The organism is Acinetobacter sp. SW-226, assembly GCF_055632855.1.
Map to the genome: position 1 here is coordinate 1137507 of NZ_CM145752.1, position 24437 is coordinate 1161943.

At 42.0% G+C, this 24437-nt stretch carries 23 protein-coding genes and 1 other RNA gene; 14 read left to right on the plus strand and 10 right to left on the minus strand.

Annotation, left to right across the window (positions count from 1 at the left end; translation table 11 throughout):
- Window positions 1-10 precede the first annotated feature (10 nt).
- The 3 genes from ACZ8ZH_RS05380 to ACZ8ZH_RS05390 all read left to right on the plus strand — a co-directional run bounded on the left by ACZ8ZH_RS05380 (window position 11) and on the right by ACZ8ZH_RS05390 (window position 4007).
- Window positions 11-1246, plus strand: coding sequence for a dihydroorotase (locus ACZ8ZH_RS05380; RefSeq protein ID WP_119063026.1), 1236 nt, complete (start codon window positions 11-13; stop codon window positions 1244-1246).
- Between the two features lie 168 nt (window positions 1247-1414).
- Window positions 1415-2872, plus strand: a complete 1458-nt coding sequence (locus ACZ8ZH_RS05385; protein WP_110975264.1) for an OmpA family protein — start codon at window positions 1415-1417, stop codon at window positions 2870-2872.
- Window positions 2873-2984: 112 nt separating this feature from the next.
- Window positions 2985-4007, plus strand: a complete 1023-nt coding sequence (locus ACZ8ZH_RS05390; RefSeq protein ID WP_171405785.1) for a DUF1311 domain-containing protein — start codon at window positions 2985-2987, stop codon at window positions 4005-4007.
- A 214-nt stretch (window positions 4008-4221) separates the two neighbouring features.
- Here ACZ8ZH_RS05390 and ACZ8ZH_RS05395 read toward each other — a convergent pair whose 3' ends face one another.
- Genes ACZ8ZH_RS05395 through ACZ8ZH_RS05425 form a run of 7 tightly spaced genes read right to left on the minus strand, consistent with a single transcriptional unit; the run spans window position 4222 to window position 12112 of the window.
- On the minus strand, window positions 4222-4851 hold the full coding sequence (locus tag ACZ8ZH_RS05395; RefSeq protein ID WP_078426227.1) for a CoA transferase subunit B: 630 nt from the start codon (window positions 4849-4851) through the stop codon (window positions 4222-4224).
- 3 nt (window positions 4852-4854) lie between these two features.
- On the minus strand, window positions 4855-5559 hold the full coding sequence (locus ACZ8ZH_RS05400; RefSeq protein WP_119063024.1) for a CoA transferase subunit A: 705 nt from the start codon (window positions 5557-5559) through the stop codon (window positions 4855-4857).
- A gap of 26 nt (window positions 5560-5585) precedes the next feature.
- On the minus strand, window positions 5586-6488 hold the full coding sequence (locus ACZ8ZH_RS05405; RefSeq protein ID WP_119063023.1) for a hydroxymethylglutaryl-CoA lyase: 903 nt from the start codon (window positions 6486-6488) through the stop codon (window positions 5586-5588).
- Entirely contained in the window at window positions 6485-8476 is a 1992-nt protein-coding gene (locus ACZ8ZH_RS05410) for an acetyl-CoA carboxylase biotin carboxylase subunit (protein WP_086207836.1), read from the minus strand. The genes ACZ8ZH_RS05405 and ACZ8ZH_RS05410 overlap by 4 nt, the downstream gene beginning before the upstream one ends.
- 20 nt (window positions 8477-8496) lie before the next feature.
- Window positions 8497-9291: an enoyl-CoA hydratase/isomerase family protein gene (locus tag ACZ8ZH_RS05415; RefSeq protein ID WP_119063022.1), complete on the minus strand. Its 795-nt coding sequence runs from the start codon at window positions 9289-9291 to the stop codon at window positions 8497-8499.
- 10 nt (window positions 9292-9301) lie between these two features.
- Entirely contained in the window at window positions 9302-10903 is a 1602-nt protein-coding gene (locus ACZ8ZH_RS05420) for a carboxyl transferase domain-containing protein (protein WP_119063021.1), read from the minus strand.
- Window positions 10904-10939: 36 nt separating this feature from the next.
- Window positions 10940-12112 carry an isovaleryl-CoA dehydrogenase gene (locus ACZ8ZH_RS05425; RefSeq protein WP_119063208.1) on the minus strand — a complete coding sequence of 391 codons (1173 nt, stop codon included), beginning with the start codon at window positions 12110-12112 and terminating at the stop codon, window positions 10940-10942.
- A gap of 148 nt (window positions 12113-12260) precedes the next feature.
- Here ACZ8ZH_RS05425 and ACZ8ZH_RS05430 point away from each other — a divergent pair, with 148 nt between their 5' ends.
- The 7 genes from ACZ8ZH_RS05430 to ACZ8ZH_RS05460 all read left to right on the plus strand — a co-directional run bounded on the left by ACZ8ZH_RS05430 (window position 12261) and on the right by ACZ8ZH_RS05460 (window position 19119).
- Window positions 12261-12890 (plus strand): TetR/AcrR family transcriptional regulator, encoded by a 630-nt coding sequence (locus ACZ8ZH_RS05430; protein ID WP_086207833.1) that lies wholly within the window; start codon window positions 12261-12263, stop codon window positions 12888-12890.
- A gap of 101 nt (window positions 12891-12991) precedes the next feature.
- On the plus strand, window positions 12992-14680 hold the full coding sequence (locus ACZ8ZH_RS05435) for an AMP-binding protein (protein WP_119063020.1): 1689 nt from the start codon (window positions 12992-12994) through the stop codon (window positions 14678-14680).
- Window positions 14681-14754: 74 nt separating this feature from the next.
- Window positions 14755-15747, plus strand: a complete 993-nt coding sequence (gene bioB, locus ACZ8ZH_RS05440; protein ID WP_119063019.1) for a biotin synthase BioB — start codon at window positions 14755-14757, stop codon at window positions 15745-15747.
- A gap of 70 nt (window positions 15748-15817) precedes the next feature.
- Complete coding sequence (locus ACZ8ZH_RS05445; protein ID WP_119063018.1) at window positions 15818-16492, plus strand: class I SAM-dependent methyltransferase; 675 nt, start codon at window positions 15818-15820, stop codon at window positions 16490-16492.
- Window positions 16493-16545: 53 nt separating this feature from the next.
- Window positions 16546-17343, plus strand: coding sequence for a thioesterase family protein (locus ACZ8ZH_RS05450; protein WP_119063017.1), 798 nt, complete (start codon window positions 16546-16548; stop codon window positions 17341-17343).
- An 89-nt stretch (window positions 17344-17432) separates the two neighbouring features.
- Window positions 17433-18206, plus strand: coding sequence for a Rossmann-like and DUF2520 domain-containing protein (locus tag ACZ8ZH_RS05455; protein WP_119063016.1), 774 nt, complete (start codon window positions 17433-17435; stop codon window positions 18204-18206).
- A gap of 127 nt (window positions 18207-18333) precedes the next feature.
- Window positions 18334-19119: a fatty acid desaturase family protein gene (locus ACZ8ZH_RS05460; RefSeq protein ID WP_119063015.1), complete on the plus strand. Its 786-nt coding sequence runs from the start codon at window positions 18334-18336 to the stop codon at window positions 19117-19119.
- Window positions 19120-19495: 376 nt separating this feature from the next.
- On the opposite strand, the gene ssrS is transcribed toward ACZ8ZH_RS05460, so the two are convergent.
- The 3 genes from ssrS to ACZ8ZH_RS05475 all read right to left on the minus strand — a co-directional run bounded on the left by ssrS (window position 19496) and on the right by ACZ8ZH_RS05475 (window position 20619).
- Window positions 19496-19680, minus strand: a non-coding RNA gene (gene ssrS, locus ACZ8ZH_RS05465) — 6S RNA.
- A 100-nt stretch (window positions 19681-19780) separates the two neighbouring features.
- A complete protein-coding gene (locus tag ACZ8ZH_RS05470; protein ID WP_086207826.1) occupies window positions 19781-20065 on the minus strand; it encodes a cell division protein ZapA in 285 nt (94 codons plus the stop codon).
- A gap of 2 nt (window positions 20066-20067) precedes the next feature.
- The gene (locus ACZ8ZH_RS05475; protein ID WP_086207825.1) at window positions 20068-20619 is read right to left on the minus strand and encodes a hypothetical protein; all 552 of its coding nucleotides are present in this window, start codon (window positions 20617-20619) and stop codon (window positions 20068-20070) included.
- A gap of 64 nt (window positions 20620-20683) precedes the next feature.
- On the opposite strand from ACZ8ZH_RS05475, the gene ACZ8ZH_RS05480 reads away from it, so the two are divergent.
- From ACZ8ZH_RS05480 to ACZ8ZH_RS05495, 4 genes are all read left to right on the plus strand, one after another.
- Window positions 20684-21316 carry a UPF0149 family protein gene (locus ACZ8ZH_RS05480; protein ID WP_086207824.1) on the plus strand — a complete coding sequence of 211 codons (633 nt, stop codon included), beginning with the start codon at window positions 20684-20686 and terminating at the stop codon, window positions 21314-21316.
- An 80-nt stretch (window positions 21317-21396) separates the two neighbouring features.
- A complete protein-coding gene (gene pepP / locus ACZ8ZH_RS05485; RefSeq protein ID WP_119063014.1) occupies window positions 21397-22719 on the plus strand; it encodes a Xaa-Pro aminopeptidase in 1323 nt (440 codons plus the stop codon).
- A gap of 144 nt (window positions 22720-22863) precedes the next feature.
- A complete protein-coding gene (locus ACZ8ZH_RS05490) occupies window positions 22864-23790 on the plus strand; it encodes a phosphotransferase family protein (RefSeq protein ID WP_119063013.1) in 927 nt (308 codons plus the stop codon).
- 128 nt (window positions 23791-23918) lie between these two features.
- Window positions 23919-24365, plus strand: coding sequence for a hypothetical protein (locus ACZ8ZH_RS05495; protein WP_119063012.1), 447 nt, complete (start codon window positions 23919-23921; stop codon window positions 24363-24365).
- The last annotated feature ends 72 nt before the right edge of the window (window positions 24366-24437 follow it).

Below are 24437 nucleotides of genomic sequence, written 5' to 3' on the forward strand. Positions count from 1 at the left end.
GAAATAAGTCATGACTGTTGTAAAAATTGAAAATGTACGTGTCCTTGACCCAATTCATCAAACAGATACGGTTCAAACAGTATATGTGGAAAATGGCAAGTTGGTTACAGAAACAGCTGGCATCACAGAAACTATGGATGGACATGGTAAATGGTTGATGCCAACCATGGTGGACTTATGTGCACGCCTACGTGAACCAGGTCAGCAACAGCACGGGACATTAAAGTCAGAGGGTCGTGCTGCACGTGAAAATGGTATTTTACATGTGTTTACACCACCAGACTCCAAACCAATTGTGCAAGACAATGGTGCTTTGATTCATGGTCTGATGGAAAAAGCCATGTTGGATGGTGGTATTTATCTAGAAGTGATTGGTGCCCAAACCCAAGGCTTACAAGGCAAGCAACCTGCAAATATGGCAGGTTTGAAAAAGGGCGGTTGTACGGCAGTGTCAAATGCCAATGCGCCTTTTGCAGATGATGATGTTGTACTACGTACTTTAGAGTATGCAGCAGGCCTAGGCATGACTGTGGTGTTTTATGCAGAGGAACCACAAATTGCCAAAGATGGTTGTGTGCACGAGGGTTTCGTTGCATCCCGTCAAGGTTTACCGATGATTCCTGCAATTGCTGAAACCATTGCGATTGCCAAGTATTTGTTGATGATTGAAGCAACGGGTGTTCGTGCACACTTTGGTTTGCTGTCTACAGGTGCTTCTGTGAATTTGATCAAGATTGCTAAAGATAAAGGCCTGCCAGTCACTTGCGATGTGGCGATGCATCAACTGCACTTAACAGATCAGTTGATTGATGGTTTCAACTCACTTGCGCATGTTCGTCCACCACTACGTGCTGAGTCAGATAAAGAGTTCCTTCGCCAAGGTGTGAAAAATGGCGTGATCGACGCAATTTGTACCCATCATGAACCATTGAGCAGCTCTGCAAAGCTAGCACCATTTGCTGAAACACAGCCTGGCATTAGCGCTTTTGATACCTATGTGGCTTTCGGTGTGCAATTGGTACGCGAAGGTTTATTTAGTCCTTTGGAATGGGTTGAGAAAGTCACAACTGCACCAGCAACAGTAGCAAATATGCTTGAACGTTGGACTGTTGAAGCAGGCTGGGTATTGGTTGACCCAGAGTTAGATTGGATTGTGAATAAAGACAATATTTTGTCGCAAGGGAAAAATACACCTTTAATCAATCAAGTCGTGAAAGGTAAAGTTATAAAAACTTTTATTTCTTAAGTTCCAGCCTATATTTCAAAATTGACTAAAAAGTCAGCTTAGGCTGGCTTTTTTATTGATTTGACGAAAAGTAATGTAAATACAATATTTTACAAAGTACAAAAAATGAGCAGATAAACTAAAAAATGACAATGAAAACAATGCGAAAAAAGTGGGGGGTAAGATTTCATGAATGTCGATTTTATGGATTTACTAGAACAAAATGTCTCTGCTATTGTTTTAGAAGGGGATACACAACATTTACTTGAAAAAAATCAAGCAATTCAATCTTTTTTACCTATTTTACTGTCTGTATTGAAGTCAAAATCTGAGTTAATTTCTGCATTTCAACAGCAGCTCAACCCACGTTTAAATGATGCTTTTGCATCACATATAGGGTTGAAGCAACAATTTCTCGAACAAGTGAGGGGGAGTGCCCCTACCGATGAAATTGAAAGTACCTTGAGCCGTTCGATTACACCTGCCTTGGCATTTTTAGCGACAGAGGCAGGTTCTTCTGAACCCGAAGCGATTTTACATTTGCTACAGGTGAATGCTGCTTCTATTAACAATGCACTGCCTGAGTGGGCAAGAGCATTACTGTCTGGATTAGGGGTAAATCCTTTACAGGGGCAGGCTACACATGTCTCACCTACAAGTGTCTATAGCTCTAAATCAGAAGAAAAACGCTCTTTTTTACTGCCAGTCTTTGCTTTGATTATTTTAGCTGCGTTGTTCGCGTTTATTTTTAGAACCTGTACAGATAAAACAGATTCAGAAATAACACCTGCCAATAACGTGAGCGCCAGCCAACCTGCAAAATTTCAAATCACAACTGGGGCGACAGGGGATCTGGTGACTTGCCAAATTTTATCGGGGAATGCCAGCTATGTTGAAATTTTGCAAAAGGAAGTGAAGCAAACTTTTAACAACAGCATTGGATGTGGGGTTGATACACAGAACATTTATCATACCGCGTTTATTGATCAAGACGTGATCCCCAGTGTTTTGCGTACCCTAAAAGGTGTGCCAAATGTTAACCTTACTTGGTTGGGTGATCAGCTCTCAATTCAAGCCAACGATCCAGCCAATGCAGCTAAAATAGTAGATCAAATTAAACCTTTATTAAGGGATATGAAGCTTACAACACAGCAACCACTAGATGTGAATCGTGCAATTGATACCAGTATTAGTGATGCTGAACGTGCATTAGCTGAAATTAACCCAGCGCAAGTTCGAGCATTAGATGTTGCGACTGCATTAAATTTGCAAATTATCAACTTTGACACGGCTTCATCTACAGTTCCCGATGCCAATAAGTCAATTTTGGATCAGGCAGCGGCTCTGATGCAAAAAGCACCTCAAGCCAAACTGACAGTGATAGGACATACTGATGCAACAGGAGATGCGAGTATCAATAAAACCTTGTCGCAAAACCGTGCGCAAGCTGTTGTGGATTATTTAATTTTTAAAGGTGTCGATCCTGCACAGCTTCGAGCGATCGGTTATGGGCAAGAAAAGCCAATTGCAGATAATCAAACCACTGAAGGTAAGTTTAAAAACCGCCGCATTGAGTTTGAAGTTTTAAATACGGACACTGGTGTCGTACGTGAAATAGGCGAAAGTGGTGTTGAAAAGGTTAATTAAAAGGTATTTAAACCCTGCTTAGGCAGGGTTATTTTATTTATATACTCGCGTAAAGCTTTATTTTTTGGTTAAATACGCAGCGAAAACAACGACCTTATGGTTTATAACAATGATGAAGAAAACAATTTTTGCCAGCTTAATCTTGAGCAGCTTATTTTTGAGTGCTTGCAATCGTTCAGAGAACAAAACAGAAACAGCTGCTGAGACGCAAGATATGTCGGATTGGAGTTGTACAGCCCCTGCCAATGTCGAACAAATTCAAGCACATTTAAAAACGGAATATTTAAAAGCCTTAGACCGCCGTTTACGTGATAGTCGTGAATATGAGGCAGATGAAAAACTATTAGCGCAAATTAATAAAGGCATTCGTTTTGAAATTAAAGGCATTTCAACAATCACAGAAAAACCAGAAACAGCAAAGCAGTTGGACTGTGAAAGCCAGTTGGTGGTGATTTTCCCGAAAGGTTTACAGAAACGTGCTGAAAATGCATTTTTAGCGCGTCCATGTGAAGAGTGTGAAGATGGTTATCAAAGTACTCTACGCGATGTCCTAGAAGATGGTGAATACTCACTCCGTTTGGACAATGATCAGCTACAAGGCGCATTTAGCTATAACATCATAAAAACAGATAAAGAGGGCATTAGCCTCAACGTACCTAATCAAAATGGTGTGATTGATGGTGTGGTTCTCGTAACACAAAATGCAGTGCAGTTTGCAGCCTATGAAAAAGAAAATGCAGAAATCCAAGCGAATATGAGGCAGTATAACGAGCAAGAAGTTGCGCAGATGGAACTGGCTCAAAAAGCCATGAATATCCGTAAAAAAGAACTGGATGCAGACCAAGTCAAAGTGGTGGAACGCCTGAATCAAACTTGGGATAACTTGACTGAGGAACAAAAACAGCAGCTACAACAAGACCAAACCGAGTGGTTTGAAAAACGTGATGTAGACTGTAAAGTGATTTCTCAAAAAAGTGTCTATCAAATGGCGGATAGTGAAAAAGAAACCTATCAAAAGCAGTCACAATATTGGGATGATGCGTTACGTGCCCAAGATCAACAATTGCAATATACCAAGTGCTTTAACCAAAAAACGACCGAGCGTGTTGTGTATTTAAATAATGTGTTTAATTAAGTAGCCTACACTATAAGTACACTTTTTGAGTATTTGTAGAATAAGAAAAGGACGAAGAGAATTCGTCCTTTTCTTATTTGGATTAAGTTTTATCTTTGGTTTAGTTTAAAGAATAGCAGGCATTTATTCATGTATGGGAACCATACCTTTAAAAACAGGATCGTTGCTTTAAAGGCATTGGATTATTTTTCTATTGGTATTAAATGGTGTTGAATTAGCGGATCAGAGCAACACCTGTCACTTTTTGAATGTCTTCAAAACTGACATCTTTCGCCAGTTCAACCAATTTCACACCTTCCTGAGTAATGTCCATGACACCGAGGTCAGTAATTACGCGATGTACGACATTTTTACCTGTCAGGGGCAGGCTACACTGCTCGACAATTTTCGGTGTACCATCTTTTGCAGAGTGTTCCATGAGCACCACCACTTTTTGCACTCCAGCAACCAAATCCATTGCGCCGCCCATGCCTTTGACTTTTTTGCCTGGAATCATCCAATTAGCCAAATCGCCATTTTGTGAGACTTCCATGGCCCCTAAAATGGCAATGTTGACATGACCTCCACGGATCATGGCAAAAGAATCTGCACTAGAGAAAAATGCAGCGCCCTGACGTGCCGTAACCGTTTGTTTTCCAGCATTGATTAAATCGGCATCGACCGTTTCCGCTGTTGGAAACTCGCCAATACCTAACAATCCATTTTCAGACTGCAACCAGACGTTGACGTTTTCAGGAATATAGTTGGCCACCAGTGTGGGTAAGCCAATGCCTAAATTGACATAAAAACCATCTTCCAGCTCAAGCGCTGCACGTTGTGCCATTTCATTACGAGACCAAGCCATGGGTTAAGCCTCCTCTTTTAATGTGAGTTGTTCTATACGTTTTTCAGGGTTTGCATTCAGCACAATGCGATTGACATAAATACCTGGCAGGTGAATCTGGTCTGGATCTAAAGCGCCAATTTCAACAATTTCCTCAACTTCGACAATGCAGACTTTTCCAGCCATCGCACATACAGGGTTAAAGTTTTGTGCGGTTTTACGGAAAGTTAAGTTACCTGCAGTATCGGCCTTGTATGCCTTCACGAGTGCAATATCAGCGGTGAGCGAGTTTTCTAGAATATAAGGCTTGCCATTAAACTCACGCTCTTCTTTGCCTTCGGCAATGAGTGTACCTACACCTGTTGCGGTAAAGAAGGCGGGGATACCTGCACCTCCAGCACGGAGTTTCTCTGCCAGTGTGCCTTGAGGGGTGAGCTCCACTTCAAGTTCACCACTTAAAAACTGACGTTCAAATTCTTTGTTTTCACCCACATAAGAAGCAATCATTTTTTTGATTTGTTTGCTTTCTAATAAGAGACCTAAGCCGAAACCATCGACGCCTGCATTGTTTGAAATACAGGTAAGGTTTTTCACGCCCGTTTGTTTTAAGGCCGCAATCAGACTTTCTGGAATACCGCATAAGCCAAAGCCACCAACCGCTAGGGTTTGACCATCTTGAACCACATCTTGTAGTGCATCCTTTGCACTTGAATAAACTTTATTGACCATAGTGTTCTCGTTATCAATTGAATGGCTTAGGCACAGCGCTTTTGCCAGTAGGCATTGGCATAATTAGATGGATTGGTACGTTGTAGTACTTGGCTGATGTTTTGGCTGGCAATCATCAGTGCATCAAGATCAATCCCTGTGTCATAGCCCATATTGGAGAGTAGGTAGTAAAGGTCTTCTGTGGAAACATTGCCCGATGCACCTTTGGCATAAGGGCAGCCGCCTAAACCAGCAATGGACGAATCAAATACACGAATGCCTTGTTCTAAAGACTGGTAAATATTGGCAATCGCCATGCCATAAGTATTATGAAAATGTCCTGCTAAACTCGCAGCATCCATTTCAGCTAAACATGCCTGCCAGACTTTTTTCACGCGGTCTGGTGTCGCCGTACCAATCGTTTCACCTAAGGACACTTCATAGCAGCCCATGTCCAGCAAACGTTGACTGACGTGTACAACTTTGCTCGGCGCAATTGCGCCTTCATAGGGGCAGTCGACAATACAAGACACATAGCCACGCACTTTAATGTTATGGGATTTCGCCGCAGTCATGATGTCTGCAAATTTTTCAAAGCTTTCATCAATGGAGCAATTGATGTTTTTTTGAGTGAAGCTTTCGGAGGCTGCGGTAAAAACAGCAACCTCCTGACAGCCGACAGCCAATGCAGACTCAAACCCTTTTAAGTTCGGAGTCAATAAACTAAGACTGATATTCGGATCTTTAGGTAAGCTGGCAAAGAGTTCATCACTCTGTGCCATTTGTGGAACCCACTTTGCAGAGACACAAGAGCCCACCTCAATAGCACTGAGTCCTGTCTGCATTAAATCTAAAATCAGTTTACGACGGTCATCCAAAGTGAGTGGTGTCTTTTCATTTTGCAAACCATCTCGTGGTCCGACTTCAACAATTCTGACAAATTCACTCATGCGGCACCTTCCAAACTTGAAAACTCAACCAATTCATCGCCCGCTTTGACCTGATCACCGACTTGGAAGTAAGCCGCAGAGACAATGCCGTCATGTGGAGCACGAATTGAATATTCAATTTTCATCGCTTCAAGCGTGAGGAGAACCTCATCTTTTTTCACTGCACTGTTGTTTTGTACCAAGACTTGCGTGATCACACCCGGCATTGGTGCTTTTAAGTTATTGGCATCAGAAGCATCATCTTCGGTATTAAAGTTAGGCTGAATATGTGCAAATTTATAGCTTTGACCGTCTGCATACAGGGTTAGACCGTGTGCATTTGAACTATAAGCATAGCTCTTTTTACTTGTTGCACATTCAATTTTAGCTAAATGTGTCTCTAACAATTCACCTTGAATGAAAATGCTATGTCCATTGTATTTTGCGGTAAAGCCTTTTGCCGTTGGGCTGAAATAGACTTTATGTTCTTCATCGTTCAGTGCCAGTTTAATGGCATAGCTGGCATTAATATTTAAACGCCATAGAGACTCGGCTTGCCAAACAGGATTTGCAGCTGTTTTATTGCTGGAAAAACGGGACAAGAGTTCAATCAATGCCGCCGTGATGATGAGCTCTGCAGAGGCTGTTTCATTGTGTTGTAGTAAAAACGCTTCTTCACGTTGAATTAAGTTGGTATCTAGGTTGGCGGTTTTAAACGATTCTGAACGGACCAAGCGGTCTAAGAATGCAATGTTATTGCCCAAGCCATCGACATGAAACTGACTGAGAGCATGGTGCATTTGGGTGAGTGCTGCTTCACGATTTTTTGCCCAAACAATCAATTTGGCAATCATTGGGTCGTAAAAGGTCGTGATTTCATCCCCTTCAACAATACCACTGTCTACACGGACATGCTCATTTTGCTGAGGGTAGTGCAGGTAGTGAATTTTACCAATCGCAGGTAAGAAACCTTTTTCAGGTTCTTCAGCATAGACACGCGCTTCTAATGCATGACCATGAATACTAAGTTCGTGTTGTTGTTTAGGCAGTGGTTCACCAAAAGCTACACGTAGTTGCCATTCCACCAAATCTTGCCCTGTAATCATCTCTGTTACAGGATGCTCAACTTGCAGACGGGTATTCATTTCCATGAAATAGGCCGTACCGTCTTGTTCCACAATAAACTCAACTGTACCTGCACCGACATAATCTACTGCACGTGCTGCATCAATAGCGGCTTGGCGCATGGCTTCGAGTTTTGGTTCTGCCATTTTGGGTGCAGGCGCTTCTTCTAAGACTTTTTGGTGGCGACGTTGCACTGAACAGTCGCGTTCAAATAGATGCACATAGTTACCATGCGTATCACCAAACACTTGCACTTCAATATGGCGCGGTTGTACCACATAGCGTTCAACTAAAACATCGTCATTACCAAAGCTTGAACGTGCCTCACTTTTACATGAAGCCAAATGGCTTAAAAAGTCTTCGCCGCGATCAACCAAACGCATGCCTTTACCCCCACCGCCAGCACTGGCTTTAATCAGCACAGGGTAGCCAATGGCATCGGCTTGTTGTTTTAAAAAATCAGGATCTTGGTTGGTGCCATGGTAGCCCGGTGTCAGTGGTACGCCTGCTTTTTCCATTAAAGATTTAGAGGTGGCTTTAAGGCCCATGGCTAAAATGGCATCTACAGGTGGGCCAATAAAGACAATGTTGTTTTTTTGGCAGGCATTGGCAAATTGGTCATTTTCAGATAAGAAACCATAACCCGGATGGATTGCTTCTGCACCTGTGTCTAAGGCAGCTTGGATAATACGTTCAATTTGTAGGTAGCTTTGTGCAGCAGGAGATTCGCCGATATAAATGGCTTCGTCCGCTTGTTGCACGTGCTGTGCCCGAGCGTCAGCATCTGAATAGACTGCAACGGTGGCAATGCCCATTTTTTTTGCAGTTCGGATCACACGACAAGCAATTTCACCACGGTTTGCAATTAAGATTTTATTAAACATATCGATATCCTTTCTTGTTGTTATGCCGTCGTCTTGATCCAGACTGGACTGTGTTTATTTAAAAAAGCATTTAAGCCATTTTTCGCCTCTGATCCTTGGCGTACATGGGCAATATGTTGTGCGGTTTGCAACAACAATGCTTCGGTTAACACGTGTTGATCGACCATTTGGATAAGTTGTTTTGAAGCTGTTTGTGCTTCTGGCCCACCCAAAAGTAAGGCATCGACCATTTCTGCGACTTTTTCATCCAACTGTTCAGCATCGGCCACCACATGCGCCAGACCAATGTGTAGCGCTTGTTCCGCAGAAATACGTTCTGCGGTTAAAAAGTAGCGTGAAGCTTGACGTGCGCCAATCGCACGAATCACATAAGGGCTAATGGTTGAAGGGGCTAAACCTAAGCGCACTTCAGAGGTCGCAAACTTAGCATCACTGCTTGCGACACAAATATCACAGGCAGAAGCCAGTCCCATGCCACCACCAAAAGCAATGCCTTGTACGCGGGCGATGGTCGGTTGTTTTAATGTCGCTAAACTTTGTAGCATTTTCGCCAGTTTTAATGCATCGGCTTCATTTTCAGCCTGTGAGGCTTGTCCCGCTTCTTTCATCCAGTTCAGGTCTGCACCAGCCGAGAAGCTTTTGCCACGTCCAGCTAAAATCACGACACGGACATCATCACGCGTATTGAGTTCGCTAAAGCAGCGGTGCAGTTCTTCAATCACTTGAGTATTGAAGGCATTATGCATTTCTGCACGATTAATCCATACCGTTGCCACTTGGTCGCGTTGTTCGAGTTGTAAATATTGAAAGCTCATCGCTTATCTCCTACATGCGGAACACGCCGAATTTGGTCGGTTGAATGGGTGCATTTAGGGCTGCGGCTAAACTTAAACCGAGCACCTGACGGCTTTGTGCAGGATCAATCACACCGTCATCCCACAAACGCGCCGATGCATAATATGGATGGCCTTGACGTTCAAACTGATCGCGAAAAGGTTGTTTAAAATCATCTTCTTCTGCCGCAGACCAAGACTCGCCACGTTTTTCAATTTGATCTCGCTTTAGGGTCGACAATACACTTGCCGCTTGTTCACCACCCATGACCGAAATACGCGAGTTCGGCCATGTCCACATGAAACGTGGTGAATATGCACGACCACACATACCGTAGTTGCCTGCACCAAATGAACCACCAATCACAAGAGTGAGTTTCGGTACATTCGCAGTTGCAACAGCCATGACCAGTTTGGCGCCATTTTTTGCAATACCTTCATTTTCGTATTGGCGACCGACCATAAAGCCAGTGATGTTTTGGAGGAACAGTAGGGGAATATTGCGCTGCGTACAGAGTTCAATAAAGTGAGCCCCTTTTTGTGCAGACTCTGAAAATAAAATACCGTTGTTGGCAATAATGCCAACGGGCATGCCATAAAGTTTAGCAAAACCAGTGACTAAGGTGGTGCCAAAGCGGGCTTTGAATTCATCAAAACGTGAACCATCGACAATACGCGCAATTACTTCACGAATATCGAATGGTTTGCGTGCATCACTTGGCACAACGCCATATAGTTCTGTTGCATCAAATAACGGTTCTTCAATCTCTGTTGCACGCGTATGTGGCGTTTTATTCAGGTTCGCCACGATGTTACGAGCAATGGCGATTGCATGTTCATCGTTTTCCGCCAAATGATCGGCCACACCAGACAGGCGAGTGTGCACATCACCACCACCTAAGTCTTCACTGCTGACCACTTCACCTGTTGCCGCTTTCACCAGTGGTGGACCACCTAAGAAAATTGTCCCTTGGTTACGCACAATAATGGTTTCATCAGACATGGCAGGTACGTATGCACCACCAGCCGTACAACTGCCCATTACCACCGCAATTTGGGCAATTCCCATGCTCGACATGCGTGCTTGATTGTAGAAAATACGCCCAAAGTGATCACGGTCAGGGAACACCTCGTCCTGCATTGGTAAATAGGCACCGCCTGAGTCCACCAAATAAATACATGGCAGATGGTTTTGCTCCGCAATCTCTTGAGCGCGTAAGTGTTTTTTCACAGTCAGTGGGTAGTAGGTGCCGCCTTTCACTGTCGCATCGTTGGCGACGATCATGCAAGTCACACCATTGATCTGGCCTACACCAGCAACGACACCTGCCGCAGGCACATCGTCTGCATATACGTTTTGTGCCGCCAACTGACCAACTTCAAGGAATGCCGTGCCTGTATCAATTAACTGATCAATACGATCACGTGCTAACAGTTTTCCGCGTGCCAAATGTTTTTGTCGCGCCGCTTCACCGCCGCCTAAAGCAATTTGTTCTGCTTTTTGCTTTAAGTCATCGACCAAGCTTTGCATCGCGGTTTGGTTGGTTTTGAAGTCTTCACTTCGAATATTGATCTTGCTATGTAATTGATTCATCACGAACATCCTTGTCATTTTTATTGTTGTGGAGGATTAAGCTGTTTCATTAAACAGTTCACGGCCAATCAACATACGGCGAATTTCAGAAGTTCCCGCGCCAATTTCATAGAGTTTTGCATCGCGCCATAGACGGCCTGCAGAAAATTCATTGATATAGCCATTTCCACCTAAGGTCTGAATGGTTTCACCTGCCATCCATGTGGCTTTTTCCGCAGCATATAAAATTGCACTGGCTGCATCTTTACGTAGGCTACGGCTATGGTCAGCCTTGTCGCACTCAGCACCCACGGCATAAACCAACGCTTTACATGCCAACCATGTTGAGTACATATCGGCAATTTTGCCTTGCATCAACTGGAACTCACCGAGCGCTTGGCCGAATTGTTTACGGTCATGGATATAGGGAATCACGGTGTCCATGCAGGCATCCATAATGCCTAAAGGACCTGCACTCAGAACTGCACGCTCATAGTCCAAACCACTCATAAGTACTTTCGTGCCGTTTCCTACACCGCCCATCACGTTTTCTTTTGGCACCTTTACATTGTCAAAGAACAGAGGGTAAGTGTTCGAACCTCGCATACCCAACTTGTCTAAATGTGTGCCATGGCTAAAACCTTCCATGCCTTTTTCTACAAGGAAAGCCGTCATGCCTTTAGCGCCTGCATGCAAATCCGTTTTGGCATACACCACAAGCACATCAGCATCGCCACCATTAGTGATCCACATTTTTGAGCCATTTAACAGAAAGAGATCGCCACAATCTTCAGCTTTGAGCTTCATGCTGACTACGTCTGAGCCTGCGTTTGGTTCAGACATGGCAAGTGCTCCGACATACTCACCTGAAATTAGCTTTGGTAAATAACGTTGTTTTTGTTCCTCGCTGCCATTTCGGTTAATTTGATTCACACATAGGTTAGAATGTGCACCATAAGAAAGACCAATCGAAGCTGAAGCACGTGAGATTTCTTGCATGGCAATGATATGTGCCAAATAACCTAGGCCTGTACCGCCATATTCTTCACTGACGGTTAGACCGAGTAAGCCCATATCGCCAAATTTTTTCCACAGCTGAGCAGGGAATTTGTTGTTCTGATCGACTTGTTGGGCAATAGGAGTAATTTCTTTGGCACAAAACGCCGCAACGGAATCACGCAGTGCAATGAGTGTTTCATCTAAACCGAAAGTTAAGCTTTGGAAGGTCATTTCTTCATTCATCCTATGATTGTATTTGTTGTTCCTGATAAAGCATTTTTGTTGTGCTTGATTTTTACAATACATCGAATTTTTAAAAAAGTGAACTAAAATTCACAAATTGATTTACAATTCATTTTATCTGGTTGAGAATAGAATTATGAGTTATAAAAGATCATCGTTGATGCAAGAACGAATGGAACAAAATCGCCAAGCGATTTTGCAATCTGCTCGTGAACTTATTGCTCAAGGGGGAATTAAGGACGCACAAATTCAAGCGATTGCTGAACGTGCAGGTGTTTCCAGTGGTTTGGTATATCGTTACTTCGATAACAAAAGCCAAGTGTTAATTGAGGTTCTTTCGGAGGCTATTCAGCATGAGGTGAAAATTTTGAACCACATTGCTGAAAGTGATGAGCTGACGTCAAAACAGAAATTAGACAAAGCGGTGACCACGTTTGTGAAGCGTGCCATGAATAGCCCCCAACTTGCGTATTCACTCATGTTTGAACCAGTTGATGCTGAATTAGAACATGAGCGTTTTCGCAGTAAACAACTGATTAAACAGAGCATGAAAGAGATACTGGCCGCAGGGAAAATTAACGGCGAGTTCGGTTTTGAAGACTTAAATACCGCAGCACTTTGTGTGGTCGGTGCCATGACTTTTGTGGTGATAGAGCCTTTAAATCCATCTCGAGGTGTAATGTTTGAGCAAAACCATAAAGACTACTTTGTGAAACAAATTGCCGAATTTTGTGTCAATGCAGTTCAGGTTCAGGAGGAAAAATAGCCCAAGGAATAAAGCACAAAGGCTTGGCGTTTTCAAAGGAAGTGGTCATAGAACAAATAAGTTGAATAACAAGATGATAATGAATCAAGGAGAACGATTCGATGACACAAGAACGGTTAAGTTATGCCTATGGAACGAGCAGTCAGCCCCTATTAGGGATGACGATTGGTGAGAAATTTGATCAGGCTTGTCAGCAGTATGCGGAACAAGATGCTGTTGTCAGCCTGCATCAAAATGTCAGACTCACGTATAAGGAATTACAAACGCAGGTCAATGCATTTGCCTGTAGTTTACTGAAACTGGGCTTGAAAAAAGGTGATCGACTTGCGATTTGGTCACCGAACTGTGTGGAATGGACGATTACCCAGTTTGCTGCGTTTAAAGCGGGCATCATTTTAGTCAACTTGAACACAGCCTATAAGAGTAGTGAACTCGAATATGTGTTGAATAAAGTCTCTTGTAAGGGCTTGGTCATTGCATCTCAATTTAAAAGCACAAATTACCAAGATATTTTAATGAAAATTGCCCCTGAAATTAAAGGGGCTGAAAATAAAGTGCTCAAGGCGGAACGACTGCCACATTTGAAATATATTATTAAAATTGATGAAGAAGAACATACGGGTTTGCATCGTTTTAGCGACTTACTCTCTCCCCCCAGTAAGCGACAGCTCAATCAATTAGAGCTCGTTGCAAGCGAGTCGCAGTTTGATGAAACCATCAATATCCAGTTTACTTCGGGCACTACGGGTAACCCGAAAGGCACAATGCTGACACATAATAATATTTTAAATAATGGTTATTTTGTTGGTGAAGCCATTCACTTAAGTCCTGCCGATCGTGTTTGTATTTCTGTACCACTGTTTCACTGTTTCGGTATGGTGATGGGTAATTTGGCCTGCATTACGCATGGTTCAACCATGGTCTATCCATCGGCAGTGTTTAATCCTTTAGAAACCTTAAAAGCCATTCAGCAGGAAAAATGTACGGCTGCATACGGTGTACCGACCATGTTTATTGCCATTTTAGAGCATGAACAGTTTGATGACTTTGATCTTTCCAGTTTACGTACAGGCATTATGGCGGGCAGTCCTTGTCCACGTGAAATTATGCAACGTGTTATTGATCGGATGCACATGTCTGAAATTACCATTTGCTATGGTATGACTGAAACGGCACCAGTCAGTGCACAAAGTTCAACCTCAGATTCAGTTGAACAACGGGTCGGAACCGTAGGGCGCGTCCATCCACATCTTGAAATTAAAATTGTAGATGAACAAGGCAAAGTTGTACCACGTGGTCAGTTGGGTGAACTGTGTGTTCGTGGCTATTCGGTAATGTTGGGGTATTGGGAAGACCATGAAAAGTCTCAAGAAGTGATTGATTCAGCACGTTGGATGCATACGGGCGACATCGCAGAAATGGACGAAGCAGGCTTTGTGAAAATTAAAGGCCGAATTAAAGATGTGGTCATTCGCGGCGGAGAAAATTTATTTCCGAAAGAAATCGAGGACTTTTTATATACTCATCCTGATGTCAGCGATGTCCAAGTTATTGGTCTGCCAGATGCACGTTATGGTGAAGAGTTATGTGCTTGTATTATTTTACATGAGCATCATGACATTACTGAAGAGTCGATCCGTCAGTACTGTGCAGAACACATTTCACACAATAAAGTTCCACGTTATGTCCGGTTTTTTAATGAGTTCCCAATGACGGCTTCGGGCAAAGCGCAGAAGTTTAAATTGCAGGAATTTATGCGTAATGAACTGGATTTGAAAGAAATCGCATAAGGTTGAAGACGGACTTTCCTTTGCTGGGTTAAAGCCAAAGGAAAGTCCGAAGTGAAAAGCAAAAGGAATAGCATATGCACCTGAGAAATGATTGGACTCGCGCTGAAATACAAGCACTCTACCAACAGCCTTTTTTAGATTTGGTCTTTCAAGCACAGCAAATTCATCGTCAGTACTTTGACGCGAATGCGATTCAAGTCAGTACTTTACTGTCGATCAAAACAGGAAAATGCCCTGAAGACTGCAAATACTGTTCACAGTCTGCGCGTTATGACTCAAAGCTTGAAGCTGAAAAACGAATTGCGGTTGAAAAGGTCATTAGCGAAGCACAGCAGGCGAAAGCCTCAGGTTCTACTCGGTTTTGTATGGGCGCGGCATGGCGAAATCCACATGAGCGAGATATGCCTTATGTCTTGGATATGGTACGTGAAGTGAAAGCATTGGGTTTAGAAACCTGTATGACGCTAGGTATGTTGAATACTTCACAAGCGGAACGTTTAAAAGGTGCAGGACTCGATTATTACAACCATAACTTAGACACGTCGCGTGAGTACTATCCAAATGTGATTAGTACGCGTAGTTTTGACGACCGTCTAGATACCTTAAGTCATGTCCGAGAGGCAGGCTTAAAAGTGTGTAGTGGCGGGATTGTTGGCTTAGGTGAAGAGACCAAAGATCGAATTGGCTTATTGTTTGAATTGGCGACTTTACCGATTCATCCCGAATCTGTACCGATCAACATGTTGGTTCCCATGCAAGGTACGCCTTTGGCAGAAGTTGAAAAGTTAGATGTAACGGAGTGGATTCGCACTATTGCGGTAGCGCGCATCATTATGCCGAAAAGTTATATTCGCTTGTCTGCGGGGCGAGAATCGTTGTCCGATGCCGACCAAGCTTTGGCCTTCATGGCGGGTGCAAATTCACTGTTTTCAGGTGAAAAATTGCTGACTACGCCAAATACTGCTGAGGGGAAGGATCAACAACTCTTTCAAAAACTGGGTCTACATGCTGAAAAAGCCAAACCGCAACTTGCTGAGTTAACGGTCGATGCTATGGCTGTGGCTTAAGTGCTAGAACATGCGGTCATGAAAGTGTAGATTTAGGGCGACGATTAAAAATAGATGAGTGAAGAATAAAATGGCGAAAGACTTTCAGAGTCAAACTGTAGTGGATGGTTATGATGAACATATTCGTAAGCTCATTCCAGGGTATGAGTTGGTTCATTTGCAAATTCAAGCCATTTTAAAAACACATTTACCACAACATGCACATGTATTAATTGTGGGTTGTGGCACAGGCTATGAGCTTTCATATTTGTTGGCGCAGCATCCGACGTGGAATTTTACCGCTGTTGATCCATCTTTGACCATGATTGAAAAAGCACAGCAGTTATTGAGCGCGACCAATTGTGATTTAACGCGGGTTCGCTTTGTCCATGGTGATACCACGGCATTACATGAAAGTGCACAGTTTGATGCAGCTTTAGCCATATTGGTGGCGCATTTTATTCCGCTTGAAGCAAAGCCATTCTTCTTTGCCGATATTTTCCGTTGTCTTAAAACACAAGCGATTTTACTCAGCTATGACCTGATGAGCTCTAGTAATGACAGTGAGCTCAAGGTTTTACAAACATTATGTCAGAGCAATGGTTTGACGGTGGTGCAGAGTGAAAAAATGATTGAGCGCCTGCAACAAGATTTTTATCTGATATCTGCCAACCAGATGCGAGAGCTTCTGACTAAAGTTGGATTTCATGAAGTACGAAATTACAGTCAACTGTTGGATTATTATGGTTTTTTTGCACAAAAGTAAAAGCCAATAGCAGTGAAAAGATACATTTTAAGGATAAGAATGAAGGAATATATATGGCAGCCTATTATCAACTTTTAAATCGTGAACAGCACAGTGATGGGAGCTGTACGGCGTCTTATCTTTCCAATATTCATGCACAGGGTGCATGGAATCCGCATGAGCAGCACATGGCGCCAGCAACTGGTGTTTTGTGTGCGGAGTTAGAGCAGTTTCAACCACGCGAAGAGATGCGCATTGGACGTGTCAGTTTAGATATTTTTGGACTGATCGCTTTTGGTGAGTTTACGGTGCATACCCGTGTCATTCGTGCTGGAAAAACCATTGAACTGATCGAGGCGGAAATGCAGGCAAACGGCAAGACCTGTATTGTGGCCCGTGCTTGGAAAATGATGAAGCAAGATACCAGTGCAATTGCAGGGTTGGAAGATCAACCCATTGTACATCCTGAAACTTTGCCAGTGTGGGATGGGATGAAATGTTGGCCGGGTGGTTATATCCAGAGTATTGAGACACGTGCGGCAGAAGGCCATCGAGCAGGTAAAGGCATCGTTTGGTTGAACAATAATTTGGACATGGTGGAAGCTCAGCAAACATCAAGTTTTGTGCGCTTACTGGGGATGGTCGACACAGCCAATGGTATTGTGCCACGTCAAAATCCAGCATCTGGATGGGGTTTTCCCAATTTAGACTTGCAACTGCATTTATACCGTTTACCCCAAGGGAAATGGTTAGGTTTGGAAGCGACGCAGCAATATGGTGATGATGGTATTGGCTTAACAAGTGCTGTTTTGCATGATGAGCAAGGGCCATTTGGTCGTAGTGAACAGATTTTGACTCTGCGTAAGTTTTAGTCGCTGAGTGTCAATCTGATGAAAAGGATGAATTGCTTCATCCTTTTTTTATTGGCATGCTGTAGGCACTTTAAAATAGTGAAATCAAGATGCGGATCAGTTTAATTGGAGCAGGGCGGGTGGCTCATCATTTGGCCAAAGCCCTGATGTCTCAGCATGAAATCGTCAATATTTATAGCCGAAGCTTCGACAAAGCAGCAGTTTTGGCGCAAGTCGCACATGCAAAGGCGGTCAGTCATTTTAAGCAGTTAAATACTGATGTGGATTTGGTGATGATTGCGGTAAGTGATCAGTCTATTTCGAGTGTGATTTCGGCACTGACTGAATATTTGCCGAATGTGTTGATTGTGCATACTTCGGGAAGTACAGCGCTTTCAGTTTTGGCGATGAAACATGCACGTGCAGGGGTTTTTTATCCCTTACAGACCTTTAGCTTAGAACGTGAAATTGATTGGTCAAATACACCGTTGTTTGTAGAAGCCACCGAAAATACGGATCTTCAAAGACTACATACTCTGGCAGAAAGCCTGAGCCAACGCGTGTATAGCTATAGCTCTGCGCAGCGTCTAAGTTTGCATTTAGCGGCTGTCTTTGCTTGTAATTTTAGTAATTATTGCTATGACATGGCGAAACAAGTGGTGGATGCAGAGCAGGTCGATTTTAGTCTGCTATACCCCTTGATTTTAGAAACCGCGCAGAAAGCCACACAGAATGATCCGAAGCAGATGCAAACTGGCCCTGCGATGCGTCAGGATCAGAATATTCTACAAATGCATCAACAGATGCTTGCGCAAGCTCAACGTGCGGATCTTGCTGAAGTGTATGCCTTAATGAGTCAGCAGATCAGTCAACGTCACAGTTAACATTTAAAATAATAAACGAAAAAGCGAGTGACAAAGAACAAGCAAAGCCACTGAAAACGTGGCTTTTTTTATGCCTTAAGATTCGGTACAGTATTGCTTAAAATAAATACAAACAAATAGAGGGCATATGCGTTCACATTCATTATTAGAACAAGTGCAGTGGAAAGATCTCGTTCAGTTAGGTCGTACTGATGTGATCAGTGAGCTATTTATCTCTTTGCCGTGGTTGATTGTCTCTTTCATTTTTGCAAGTTTACAGTGGTATGTCTTGGCGCTGTTTTGCTCGTTTATGTTTTTCTTAACTGGGCTTAGACAAGTGCATAATGCCTTTCATTTTGCCTTAGGGATTAGCCGATCTGCGACTCATTGGGTCATGTTTATTTTAAGTATTATCATGCTCGGCTCGATGCATGCGGTACAAATTAATCATCTTCGACACCATCAGCATTGCATGCAGGACGAAGATATTGAAGCGAAAAGTGCAACCATGAAGTGGTGGCAAGCTTTACTTTTTGGTCCTATTTTTCCATGGATGTTGCATAAAAAAGCCTTTGAGGTTGGGACTAAAACCCAGAAAAAATGGATCTCTGCTGAGCTGGTTGCCAATGTCATGGTATTGTTTTTGGTTTTTGTGATCTTGGATATCAGTATTTTAAAATACCATGTCAGTGCCATGTTGATTGGACAATGCATGACGGCTTTTTTTGCGGTGTGGACGGTGCATCATGATACTGAAGATCATGTGTATATGGCGCGCACAGTGCGTAATGAGTTTAAACGGGTCGTGACCTACAACATGTTTTATCATGTGGAGCATCATTTATTTCCCGCAGTGCCGACACGACGTTTACATATTTTGGCAAAACGTTTGGATGAACATGATCCAACGGTTGAAATTCGGCATGTGTTCTAACATTTTAAGCATAAAAATAGGGCTCTCGGCCCTATTTTTAGAGGATCTAAAATTTATTTTCTTAAATAGAAAGTATTTTTAAAAAAATCAATAAAGTAGGTTTTAGACTAAGTAACGATAATATCAAAGCCAATGGTCAGAGAGTCACGATAAAAACTTTTTTCCTGATGCTTCTAAGAGGGAGACTATCAATAAATGTTTTTGTTAGCTTATGTCTTTGAGCCATTGTACTTTTTAACTGATTGAAACAATACTCAGCAATATAGCACAATAATTCTAGAGCCTACCATATGACTACTTTTGATGATTTATGTGAATTTACATAAACAGAATAAGAGATATGTTTTATTGTAACTTGTTGATATTGGTAAAAATAAAGTACTCCGAAGATGCCGCTGCATGTGTCGTTACCCTGAACCCGATGAGTTCAAGGTGGACGCGACGTATACTTGCTGGGTTTCCCGCTCGAAGACGGGCATACACTCTAAATATACAGAACACAATCCATAAGTTTAAGTATCGGCAGGGGAATAGACCCGCTGGCGAACACCTCAGAGTTGCATTAAGTATAACGCATCTCACGTTGATGGCAACTCATAGACCGCTACGAACTGTAAACTCGTGCACAAGTGTTGATAGTTTATGCAAAAATGAAAGCACTTTAGGTAAAATCTTTAACGTCTTCAATAATGCTCGCTAACAAACGTTCTGCATGTGCATATTCTTGTAGCGTTTTATTCATAGACAGAACTTCTTGCATTAACTCAAGCGCCACCATAATGATGATTTTACTAGGTTCTACACGTGGTGCTTTACGACGAAATTCATCATATTTATCATTTAAAAGTAGCGCTGCACGTTCAAGGTCAGCTTTCTCTTTTTCTGTTGTGACTAAACGAAAACTATGACCTAAGACACGTAATTCAACAGTAATTTGTTCACTCATGATTAAACTTCCTCGCCAGCTTCAGTAGGGTGGGCAAGTTGCTGAATTTCTTGCGCGTGATGGTCTTGCTCTGTACCTAAAATAGCTAGACGTTGGATGATGGCTTCGACTTTAGCTTTGGCATGTTCATTTTTTTGTAACAATCTTTCACGTTCTTGCTGAAGTGCTTGGATTTCTTGCTGCGCTTGACGCTGATCATTGTTCAATTTTTCTTTAATTGCACGTAATTCATTACGTTCAGCCAAGATTTCCTGAAAGCGATTTTTTAAATCCGTACAACTTTTTTCCAAACGGCTATAACGATCGGCCAAAGCAGTCGCATCAGTATTCAAGTGTTGATATTGGGTCTGAGCGCTACTTAATTGCTCAGTTAAATCATCAATTTGTTCTTGTTTCTGGGTAATTAAGCTATTTTTTTGCACAACTTGAGAACGGTGCTGTTCTTCAGCATCCAGTTTGGCTGCATTTAAAGTGCTATTTTCACTTTCAAAATGAGCAAGTCGCGTTTTTAAAACGCCAATATGCGCCTGTAGACGCTGTAATTCTTCTAACATATCGTGGTCGCACAGTGTTGCAAACAAAGGTAATATATAAGAAGTATAGAGATTGGATAAACGAATGCAAGACGATATTTCAGGTTGGTCAGAATGGCAGCCAAATTTTTCTAAAATTGAAGAGATTTCTAGCCCAAGTGAGTTACATGGTTTGCTTACAGGTATCATTTGTGTAACTCAGGCACCAAGTCGTGAGGAATGGCAACATATCTTAGCGACTTTAGAAATTCCAGAGTTAAGCGAAGAAGCTTTGGCTTTATTAGCAGATGAAGCTGAAGATGTCTCACATGCACTTTCTGAAGATGAATTGGACTATTTACCATTACTTCCCGATGACACGCATACGCTCGCAGACCGTGTACAAGCTTTGGCGGATTGGTGCGCAGGCGTAGTGCTGGGCTTCGGTTTGGCGTCAGGTCATATTCGTCCAGATGAAATGGAGCTGATTGAACATTTACAAGATGTGGCAGCAGTTGAGTTTGAAGAAACTGATGATGATGAAGAGGGTGAGGAGAGCTATCAAGAGTTATATGAGTTTGTTCGTTTAATTCCTGTGAGCTTATCTGTCGGTCGCAAAAAGATTGCAGTTGAGGAAAGTTCTTTACTTAAACACTTTCATAACAAGCAACAAGCGGATCGTTCTGTAACAGAAGCGAACAATGTTGTAGAAATGTTTACACCGCATCGCCCAAGCTAATTGGCATAAGACTTGCTGCGCGTACAAGATAAGGTGCGCGTGGCACTTTTATTCTTTGGTATAAAAAAGACAGATCAAACATGAAACTAACGCAAGTGGATTTTCAGGAACGCCGTGACCGTTTGGCTGAACAAATGGGTCCGAATAGTATTGCCATTATCGCAACTAGCCCGGTGGCGATGCGTAATCGTGATGCAGACTATAAATACCGTACCGATAGCAGCTTTTTTTATCTGACCGGTTTTGCTGAGCCCGAAGCCGTGGCGGTCATCGAAACCTTTGCCGAAGACGATGAAGATGGTTATAGCTACAGTTTGTTCTGCCGTGAACGTGACCGTGAGATGGAAATCTGGAATGGTTATCGTGCAGGTGTAGATGGTGCGGTAGAAGACTATGAAGCTGATGAAGCCTATGCGATAGATTTGTTAGATGAAGAAATCATTGAAAAACTTTTAAGCAAAGAAAAATTATTCTATCGCATTGGGCAACAACCTGAATTTGATGCGCGTGTAGCAAAATGGATCACGACTGCTAACGGTGAGTCACGTCGTGGGACTGCTGCACCTGCGCAAGTCATTCAGCTAGACCGCATTTTAGATGAAATGCGTTTGTTTAAATCAGAACAAGAAATTGCATTGATGCAAACAGCTTCTGATATTTCTGCACAAGCTCATACTCGTGCCATGCAAACTGTTAAGCCAGGCATGATGGAATATGCTCTAGAAGCTGAACTGAATTATGTATTTGGTCAAAATGGCTGCGTGCCGTCGTATAACAGCATTGTTGGTGGTGGTGAAAATGCTTGCATTCTGCACTATGTAGAGAACAATAAAGAGCTAAAAGATGGTGATTTGGTCTTAATCGACGCAGCATGTGAATATGAATACTATGCTTCAGACATTACCCGTACTTTTCCCGTCAACGGAAAGTTCAGCCCTGAGCAAAAAGCACTTTATAATGTAGTCCTCGATGCACAACTTGCTGCAATTGACGCAGTGCGTATAGGAAACTCGTATAAAGAACCACATAATGTTGCTGTGCGCATCTTAGTTCAAGGTTTGCTTGATTTGGGCATTATGCAAGGTGATATTGAAGAGATTATCCAAAAGGAAAGTTTCCGTCAGTTTTATATGCATGGCACAGGACACTGGTTGGGTATGGACGTTCACGATGTGGGTTCATATAAACAAGAAGGTGTGTGGCGTGCCTATGAAGAAGGCATGGTAGTGACGGTTGAACCGGGCTTGTACATTGCACCTGATGATGAGACTGTCGATGCGAAATGGCGTGGCATTGGTATTCGTATTGAAGATGACATCGTAGCAACCCAAAACGGTCCACTGAATTTGACTGTGAAAGTGGTGAAGTCGGTAGAAGAGATAGAAGCGTTAATGGCACGATAAATATCATTTACTGTATAAAAGCCGATCATGAGATCGGCTTTTATTTTTTATAAGGTGTTTATATTAAATAGAAACCTATAATATTTATGAATAAAAAAATTAATTATTTCATCATCATTTTACTAACAACAGACATTCGGCAGTATGAAAGATTTATATGATTTAAAGCATAGGATTCAGGCAAAGACGTTACATTTGGTTACACAGAGAAATGGATCTTCCGTGTATCAAGGACAATCCTCTCAAGGAAAAGTCTTTATTAAAATAGCAAATAATCAAACGGCTAATGAACGTTACTATGAAATCTTAGAAGCGCTCAAGGAGTTTCCATTAACACCAAAGGTATTTAATAAATTTGAATGGGGGAATTGTTCTGTCATTGTTATGAGTGCTCTTGAAGGTACACAAGTCGATCAAGTATTGAAGAATTGTACCCGGGCACAGAAAGTCTCTTTGCTTAGGAATACAGGACGAGCTTTGGGTGAACTTCATCGTGGAATTTCACAGACTCGCTTATTGAATATGGGGTTCTGGCAAGATCGAGATGGCTTATTGACACATTCAATGCTGTGGAGTCAACATTTGGAATTGATGATCTCCAAATGGATGTCGCGTATCAATCCATTGTCATCCGATCATCACGAATTTTGTGATCAATTGAATGAGTTACAAAAGTACGGTAAAGCTATATGTGAGCCAACACAGCTTAATTTACTGCATTGTGACTATATTGGTCGAAATATCCTTGCAGACAGTGAAAATCGGATTTCGGGTATTATAGACTTTGACGCTGCCCGTATTGGAGATGCGGTCTACGATTTAGCGAAAATTGTTTGGGTGGATATAGATTTCTCTGATCTGGAATTGCGAAATGCTTTTTTAGAAGGTTGGGAATATACATATAAACAGACAGTGCCAAAAATGAAATTTCTATTCTATGTGGGTATTCAATGTCTTGCAGCAATCGCTTGGACAGATAAAAATCCGTCTTTTGACGGAACTAATACTATTTTCCGTGCTTCCGCAATTCGGACGCTTAGGATTGTGTTAACGGAGCTAGATGCACTTTAACTAGGTTCTAGCACTCTCGTTTCGTATAACGCTATTTTGTTAAATGGGATCTTTTAAGCTATCAAAACTAGCCATTAGGATTTAATATCTAAATCAATAAATGCATATTCGATATAGAATTTAGGCTTATGAAAATAAAAGGTTTTCTTTTAAATCAGAATCCAATTTTTTTTGAGGGGAATCCATATATTTTTAAAAATTCTCCTACAATAAGAATAGAAAAACTTTGGAGTATGTGTAATAGAAATTTTAGTGAAGTTGTTAACAAAAACTATCCTAAAGTAATTCAATCTGTTTTTTCTAAATATAAAGTCAAAGAACAGACACATTCACTTAATTCTACTGGAAGAATATTAGAGTTTGATATTTCATGCTCTATGTATGATTGCTTGGCATATGAAGAAACTAAAGGGTTCTTCGATGAGTGCGATTGCCCACCTCCAGAATTTTGGATTGCTTACATTGACGGTAAATTATTTTCTTATATTCCAAAAGAATACTTACATATAGCAAATTTAGGTGTAGGTATATCTATGAGTGGAAGCTTGCAATGGATCCAAACATTAGTAGATTAAACTTTATTCTTTTATAAGATTTCCTAAAATTAACATAATACGCCTTATACGCAATTCTTAAAATTATATTTT